Below are 7,543 nucleotides of genomic sequence, written 5' to 3' on the forward strand. Positions count from 1 at the left end.
CGCCGCGACCTGCTCGGTGCTGATTCCGGCCCGGCTCAGGGCGAGCGGGGCCAGCCGTTCCACGTTGCGCCAGATCTCCGCCGCGTCGTGCTCGAGGGGGCCCGGTCTGCTCACCGAGCCGCGACGAGACCGGGGTACGGGTCACCGCGCGGCGCACCTTGGGCCGGGCCAGCACGGCCGACCCGGCGGCGTCCTCGGCGACCGGGGCGAAACCGGCGTCCCGCAACGCGCCCAGCAGCCGGGCGATCTGCACCGGGCTGCACAGCACCGTGGGAGCCAGCCGGCGCAGCGCCAGCGTGCCCAGCCGCTTGTCCGCCAGCACCTCGGCGATCAGCGCCTCGTCGTCGCTGCGCAGATAGGAACCGGCCGAGCCGGCGCGCAGGCCACCGTGCTTGCGGGCGGAGTCGTCGATCAGATAGGTCATCGCCTGCGGCACCGGGGTCCGCGACCGGCGCCGGAAGAGCGCGTGCAGGTCACCGGCGCTGTAGCCGACGTCCAGGGCGCGGCGCACACTCGCCGTGGTGACCCGGTAGACGCTCGCGCCGCCGGCGGACTCCGGCTCGGCGACGACGTCGAGCTCGGCGGCCAGCTCCGGCTCGGGCGGCCCGGGCACGACGACCGACAGGTCGGCCTGGACCAGCACGTGATCGACTGGCGCGGGCAACAGCGCATCAAGCGTGCGGACGGTGTCGGAAGCGCCCGGCACCCGTCCGCCACCCGGACCGGCACCCAGCGGATCGGTGTCGGCGGTCGGCCCATCCTCGTGCTGCAGCAGCCGCCCGTACGAGGTGAGCGCCCCCAGGCCGGTCACGCCGAGCGCGGCCGCCCCCGTCAGGGCGTCACGGTGGGCTGCCTCCCGGCCGCGAGCGCGGCGCGGGGCCTGCCAGGCCAGCAGCTCGAGCACCTCGTCGGCCTTCGGTGCGGTGCCGGGCGCGAGCGCGGCCAGCGCGGCCAGCACCTCCCGGCGGGCCTGCGGTGCGCCGGCCCGCTCGGCGTCCGGGGCCAGCGGATTGATCGGCCGGTCGCGGTCGTCACGCTGCCCGACCAGGCCGGGCTGCCGGGTCATCGCCAGCCACGAGTTCGCCAGCGCCTCCCAGCGTTGCGCGATGCTCAACGCCCGCCACAGGTCGTAACCGCCGGTGGGCAGGAAGATCTCGTCGACCAGCCCGGACGCCCGGCTGGCGGTGACGCCCCGGCCGGTGCCGGCCGCGTCCGCCTCACCGAGCAGGCCCGCCGCGTACGCCACCTCGATCAGCAGCGCGGCCGAGGGCTCGTCCAGATTCGCGGAACGGGCCAGCCGCTTCAGGTCGCGGACACCCAGCCCGCCGGTCTTGAGCACGGCGGCGGGCTCGGCCGACAACGCCTGCACGGTTCACTGTCCCGGCGGTACGGCGACCGGCGCGTCTCCGCGGCGTTCCGGGCGGCCCGGCTGGCCACCGGCGTACCCGTGGGTCTGGTCTGGCCGGAGCAGTGGCTGACGCTGTTCCGGCTGGTCGACGCCCCGCGGCGCTGACCGCGCGAGGGCCCGCCGGCTGCGGCCGGCAGGCCCTCGTCCGTTCCGGTCCGGGTGCTCAGACCCGGAAGCGTTCCGCCACCACGCGCAGTTCCTCGGCCACCCCGTTGAGCTGGCTCACCGCGGCGTCCGCCTCCACCAGCGTGCTGCTGGTCTGCTCGGCCGAGTGGGCCACGCCGTTGATGTTGGTCGCGATGGTCGAGCTGCCGCCGGCCGCCTCGCCGATGCTGCGGCTCATCTCGGCCGTGGTCGCCGTCTGCTCCTCGACCGCCGAGGCGATGGTGACCTGGTAGTCGTTGATCCGCTGGATGATCTGCGAGATCTCGCCGATCGCCTCGACCGCGCTGGACGTGTCGGCCTGGATCGTCTCGACCCGCCGGGAGATGTCCTCGGTGGCCCGCGCGGTCTCCTGGGCCAGGTCCTTGACCTCGCTGGCCACCACCGCGAACCCCTTACCGGCGTCGCCGGCCCGGGCTGCCTCGATCGTCGCGTTCAGCGCCAACAGGTTGGTCTGCTCGGCGATCGCGGTGATCACCTTGACCACGTCGCCGATCTCGGCGGACGAGGTGCCCAGCTTGGCGACGGTGTCGTTGGTGCTCTGGGCGACGCCGACGGCGCTGGAGGCGACCTGCGCGGCGTCGTTGGCGTTCTGGGCGATCTCGCGGATCGAGGCGCCCATCTCGTCGCTGCCGGCCGCGACCGACTGCACCGAGCCGGAGACGTCACCGGCGGCGGCGGCGACCAGACCGGCCTGGGCCGCGGCCTCGCGGGCGCTCTCGCCGATCCGGGCTGTCACGCCGGTGAGCTGCTGGGTGCTGGCGCCCAGGTTGTGGGCGCCGGTGGTCAGCGAGCCGACCGTGGCGCGCAGCCCGTCGCGGGCCCGGTTGACGGCCATGGCCATCCGGCCCAGCTCGTCACGGGAGCGCACCTCGGCGGGGATGGTGAGGTTGTTGTCGGCGACCGCGCCCAGTGCTGTCGCCACGGTCGCGAGCTGTTGCTTGATCAGCCGGACGACCAGCATGGCGATGGCGGCGGCCAGCAGGATGCCGACGATCAGCGAAGCGATCATGATGGTCCGGGCCGAGCGGAACTCCTCACCGGCCGCCTGGGCCAGGGCGTCGGCCTCGGTGTCCTCCAGTTTCTGGAGGTCGGCCACCGAGGTGTTCATGTCGCCCTCGACGCTGTTGAACTCGTTGAGGATCTGGTCCGGCGCCGGCAGCGTGTATCCGCCCGAGATCGGCTCCGCGAAGAGGACGGTGTTCCGCAGTGCCCGGTAGTGCTTGAGGGCCTCGGTGAAGGTGGCCAGGCTCTGCTCGCGGGCCTGGGAGTCCGCCGCGATCTCGGAGTAGGCGCCGAGGGCAGAGTCGATCTTGGTGTCCGCGACAGTGACGGCGTCCCGGCCCAGCTTCTTGCCGGCCGCGTCCGCGCCGATCTGGTAGAGCAGCATGCCGCGGAACATCTCGGCGATGCCCCCGCGCAGCTCGGCCACCTGCTGGAGGCTGTCGACGTGCTCGGCCTTCATCTGGGTGAGGTCGTCGCTCATCTCCGAGATCCGGTAGATGCCGAGCCCGCCGACGACCACGGCGACAATCGCCATCGCGGCCACCGCGACCACGTTCTTCACCGCCAGGCTGCGGTCGGCCAGCAGACCCGTGATCGGGCTGCGTTTCACCGTGACCTGCTGGGCGTCGTTCAGCACTGCATTCGGCATTCCCGTCACCTTCCGCTCGCGATGAATCATCGCTCCAGGAGCGGAGAAAGTGGGGCAAAATGCGAAAGCTGATCAAACAGCGGTTCACCGGACGGTGAGATGCACCAGTTCCGCGTCGCCCGGCCGCCAGCCCTCGACCACGACTGCCACATAACGGGCCGACCCGCCGAGCGCCGCGTACGTGACGCCGTCCCGCGAGGCCTCGACCCGCACCGGCCGGCGGCGGCCCTTCGACCAGGTCAGCTGCACGTCGGCGACCGCCACCACGGCACCCAGGTCGACGACCATCCGGCCGGACGGGCCCGGACGCCACGCTGTGCGCGGATCGCCGTCCACCGCCCGGGCGGGTGTGCTCATCCCGGCCGGCAGCGGCGAGGTGGGGAACGTGGTGCGGCCCCGGGCCAGATCGGCGGTCGGGGTGACCGGCGCTCCCGGCACCGTGACGCTGCGCGACCGGCCGGCGGACACCCGGATCGTCGACGACCAGGATCCGGACCGGACGGTGACCACCACCTTGTGCTCGGCGGGCGCGGTGACGGTCAGATGGTGGGAGTCGGCCACCTCGAATTTCGTGCCGTCGGGCACCCCGTCCTCGACCGTGAAGCGGGGCGGCTCGACGAGAGCGGTGCCGCCGGCCAGGCTGACCGTCCAGTCCAGGCCCCGGCGGCGAGCCACCTGGGTGCCGCGGTAGAGCCGGCGGGCGGAGGGCACGCGCACCACGGCCCCGGTCACCGGCCGGGCCGCGAGGTTGAAGACGCTGAGATAACCGTCGGCGTCGCTGATCAGCAGGCCACGAGCGGTGGGCAACGGGCGGGCGGCGAGCTTGGCCAGGTCGGTGCGGCGGCCCGGATACCCCTCGATGATCGGGGCCGGCGCGACCACCTCGGCCGGGCTCACCACGATCTTGCGCTTGGTGCCGTGGGTGACCAGGCCGGCCCGGCCATCGATGCCGACCCAGCCCGCGGCCGACCGGGTCTGCGGCACAGCGACCGCGTCGGTCCAGGTCAGGCCGTCGGTCGAGGTCTGGATGACGAACCTCTTGCCGTACGCGGCCTCCCACGCGATCCGCACCCCGGCCACCCGGACGGCGGAACCCAGATCCACGGCGAGCCAGCTGTCGGCGCGTCCGCGCTCCTCGCGGGCCACGGCCCAGCGGGTGTCCGGGTTGCCGTCGGTGGCGTTGCGGGCCGGGTTCCAGATGTCCTCGGAGGACGCGGTCGGCATCGCACCCTGGGCCAGGTCGGCACCGCTGGTGTCCAGCACGGAGAAGGTGAAGATCGAGTAGCCGTACTCGGTGCCGGGCTCGCGACCCAGCATCCGCACCCAGCGGGCGTCCCGCGGGGCGAAGGTGATGTCGCCGTCGCCCGGGTCACTGAGCAGCGCCGAGCCGGTGGGCGTGGTGAACAGCCGGCTGCCGGTCAACCCCAGCACACCCGGCATGTACAGATTGAACAGGGAGAGACGACCCTCGCCGGGGAGCCCGGTGCTCGCGTAGACCACCGTGCCGGTCGGCAGCGTGGCGAAGCCGGCCCGGCCGCCGGCGACGGCCAGCACGGTGGCGGTGGCGTCCACCCCGTCGCGGACCTCGCTCCAGGCCCTGGTCCACCGGGCGGTCGGCGCGGTGTCCCGGGGCAGGAAGGCCGGCTCCCGGGTGTCGATCAGCCAGTTGTCGTGTCCCGGCTGCCAGAGGAAGTTGACGAAGCCGGGCTTGGTCACGGCTGCCGCGAACGCCTGCTCCGACTGGTGGGCGGTGAGGCCGACGTCGCGGCCGAAGTCCCGGGTGCCGCTCGCGCGGCGGAAGAACTCCGCTTTGCCGACCGGCTGGACCGGCCGGTCGCGCAGGCGGTGGAAGAGGTACGAGATGGCCAGCTCGGCGCGCGCCTCGGGCTCGTACTTGTCCTCGCCGCTGAACTTGGTGAGCTGGTACTTCGGCTCGTACCGCAGGTAGGGCACCAGGCGCTCGGCCAGGTCGGCCTCGGCGCGCGCGGCATCCCGGTCACCCTGGACCTGGGCCAGGAACGCCAGCGGCAGCACGTCGCGGCCGTACAGGTGGTAGCGGTCGGCGACCATCGGCATGACCGGCTCACCGGCGTCGCTGGCCAGCAGGCGCAACGTGGCCCAGAGCTGGGCACCGTTGGGCTGGTGGGTGAGCACCTCGGGCAGCGGGCGCCCGGCCACCAGGAAGTGGATCGCCGCGCGCCCGGCCGTGCGCCAGAGCTCGGCCTGGTAGTGCGGGCTGGCCGACTCGTGGTTCTCCACGATGAAGGAGTCGTGCAGGTTGTGCGCGGTGGCCCGCTGGTCGATCCGTTCCCCGTCCACGACGGCGGGATTGGCCAGGTCGGCGGCGGGCAGGCCGCTCGCGTTCGTGGCCCAGAGCAGGAAACGCTCCCGCCAGCCCTCGGCGGCCTCGTCGTCACCGGCCCAGGCGAGGCCGGGCGCGATGGCCTGGGCGTACACACCCATCTCCTCGAGCTTGGTGTCGCCGAGCCAGCCGCCGGCCGTGCCGTTGGGTGACCAGTCACCGCTGAGCGGGTCGTCGTCGGAGCCCAGCCCGTACGCGTACGAGGCCTGACCCACGGCGATCTGCTGCACGTTGCGCCGGGTCTGGGTGTCCAGGTCGGCCCAGAGCAGCCGGGCGGCGAGCACGAAGTACAGCTCGAATGTGGAGTCCCAGAAGAGCTGCCGGCCCCACTCGGCGCCGCCGGCGAACCGGTTGGTGGCGGCGAAACGCTGGATCGTGGCGACGGTCTTGGCCTTCAGCGTGCCGGCGTCGACGTCGGCCAGGCGGGCGTCGTAGTCGTCCAGGCCGAGCAGGACGGCGTTGCCCAGCACAGCGGCGAAGCGGAAGTCCGCCGCGCGGTAGGCACCGATCTTGGGATCCCACTGCTCCTCCACCCACCGGGTGTGCATGTGCAGCAACTGCCGGTAGATGTCGGCCACCGGATCCGGCGCGGCGGCCGACGCGGGCGCAGGCAGGCTCAGGGCACCACTGATGCCAGAGACGCCGGCCAGGGCCAGCAGCCGGCGGCGGGACAGTGCGAACAAGGAACCTCCACGGCGGAACGGGATGCCCTGGACAGCCTTCGCGTCCGCCCCAAAGACTGTCAAATCACCTTTCGGCCACGAGGATGCTCGATGCGAACCGAGCGCCAAGCATGCCCGACCACAGCGGCTGAAACCCGTACGGGGAGATCCTCCTCACCCGCGACCGAGGTTCCGGAACTCAGATTACTTGCGTGTTAACTAATGCATCGATGAAACTGGCTGGACCGTCCCCACAGCACGTCCCCCAACCGATGGCGCCGGCTCCACCCGAGGCCGGCGCCTCGGCTTTGTCCAGGGACCGGTGATCCGTGGACCGGCAGTTCCTGCATCCGGTGCCGCCGCGCAGGGACACTGAGCGGGTGGACCGTGCCCAGCTCGCCGACTTCCTCCGTACCCGGCGCGAAGCGCTGCAGCCCGAGGACGTGGGGCTGCCGCGGGGGTCACGCCGGCGCACCGGTGGCCTGCGCCGCGAAGAGGTCGCCACGCTCTGCGGCATGTCGGCCGACTACTACAGCCGGATCGAGCAGCAGCGCGGCCCGCACCCGTCCGAGCAGATGCTCGCCGCCATCGCCCGCGGCCTGCGGCTGAGCCTGGACGAGCGCGACCATCTGTTCCGCATCGCCGGGCACGCCGCGCCGCGGCGGGTGCATCGCGCCGACCACATCAACCCGGGGATCATGCGCATCCTGGACCGGCTGGCCGACACCCCGGCCCAGGTCATGGGCAGTCTGGGCGAGACACTGCGGCAGACGCCGCCGGCGGTCGCGCTGCTCGGTGACGACTCCCGCTGGACCGGCCCGGCGCGCAGCGCGGTCTACCGCTGGTACACCGATCCGGAATCACGACGGATCTACCCCGAAGAGGATCACGAACTGCACGGGCGAATCTACACCGCCCAGCTGCGGCTGGCCTACACCCGCGCGGGCCGCGGCTCGCGCGCGGCGGCTCTGGTCGACGCGTTGCTGGCGGCCAGTCCGGACTTCGCGGCGGTCTGGGGCGCGCACGACATCAGCGCCGGGTTCCAGGATCAGAAACGTCTGCTTCATCCCGAGCTGGGGCTGCTGGAGCTGCACTGCCAGACCCTGGTCGACCCCGACCGGTCCCAGACACTGCTGGTCTTCACCGCCGTACCGGGCTCGGCGAGCTACGAGAAGCTCCAGCTGCTCTCGGTCATCGGCGACCAGCGCCTGTAGGCCTCGGGTGGCGGGGCCGGCGCCCCCCGGCAGGTCGAAGAACAAGCGCAGCACCAGTACGGCCTGCTGCCGGCGCGGCAG

3 protein-coding genes and 2 pseudogenes are annotated in these 7,543 nt (G+C 72.7%); 2 read left to right on the plus strand and 3 right to left on the minus strand.

Features of this window, described 5'->3' with window-relative positions:
- Window positions 1-115: 115 nt before the first annotated feature.
- A pseudogene (locus tag AB0C29_RS24325) lies at window positions 116-1,369 on the minus strand (helicase-associated domain-containing protein); the annotation flags it as partial.
- 3 nt (window positions 1,370-1,372) lie between these two features.
- On the opposite strand from AB0C29_RS24325, the pseudogene AB0C29_RS24330 reads away from it, so the two are divergent.
- Window positions 1,373-1,513: pseudogene (locus AB0C29_RS24330) on the plus strand (ErmE/ErmH/ErmO/ErmR family 23S rRNA (adenine(2058)-N(6))-methyltransferase); the annotation flags it as partial.
- A 58-nt stretch (window positions 1,514-1,571) separates the two neighbouring features.
- Here AB0C29_RS24330 and AB0C29_RS24335 read toward each other — a convergent pair.
- Entirely contained in the window at window positions 1,572-3,224 is a 1,653-nt protein-coding gene (locus tag AB0C29_RS24335) for a methyl-accepting chemotaxis protein (protein ID WP_360824155.1), read from the minus strand.
- An 84-nt stretch (window positions 3,225-3,308) separates the two neighbouring features.
- Entirely contained in the window at window positions 3,309-6,269 is a 2,961-nt protein-coding gene (locus AB0C29_RS24340; RefSeq protein ID WP_360824158.1) for a discoidin domain-containing protein, read from the minus strand.
- Between the two features lie 359 nt (window positions 6,270-6,628).
- Between AB0C29_RS24340 and AB0C29_RS24345 the strand changes: the two genes are divergently transcribed.
- Entirely contained in the window at window positions 6,629-7,462 is an 834-nt protein-coding gene (locus tag AB0C29_RS24345; protein ID WP_360824161.1) for a helix-turn-helix transcriptional regulator, read from the plus strand.
- Window positions 7,463-7,543 lie beyond the last annotated feature (81 nt).

This window comes from Actinoplanes sp. NPDC048791 (assembly GCF_040650095.1).
In the GTDB taxonomy this organism is placed as follows: Bacteria; Actinomycetota; Actinomycetes; order Mycobacteriales; family Micromonosporaceae; genus Actinoplanes.

What these genes read in the sequence shown, in the direction of transcription:
- AB0C29_RS24335 (WP_360824155.1), bottom strand. Translation starts at nt 3,224, where the DNA reads ATGCCGAATGCAGTGCTGAACGACGCCCAGCAGGTCACGGTGAAACGC.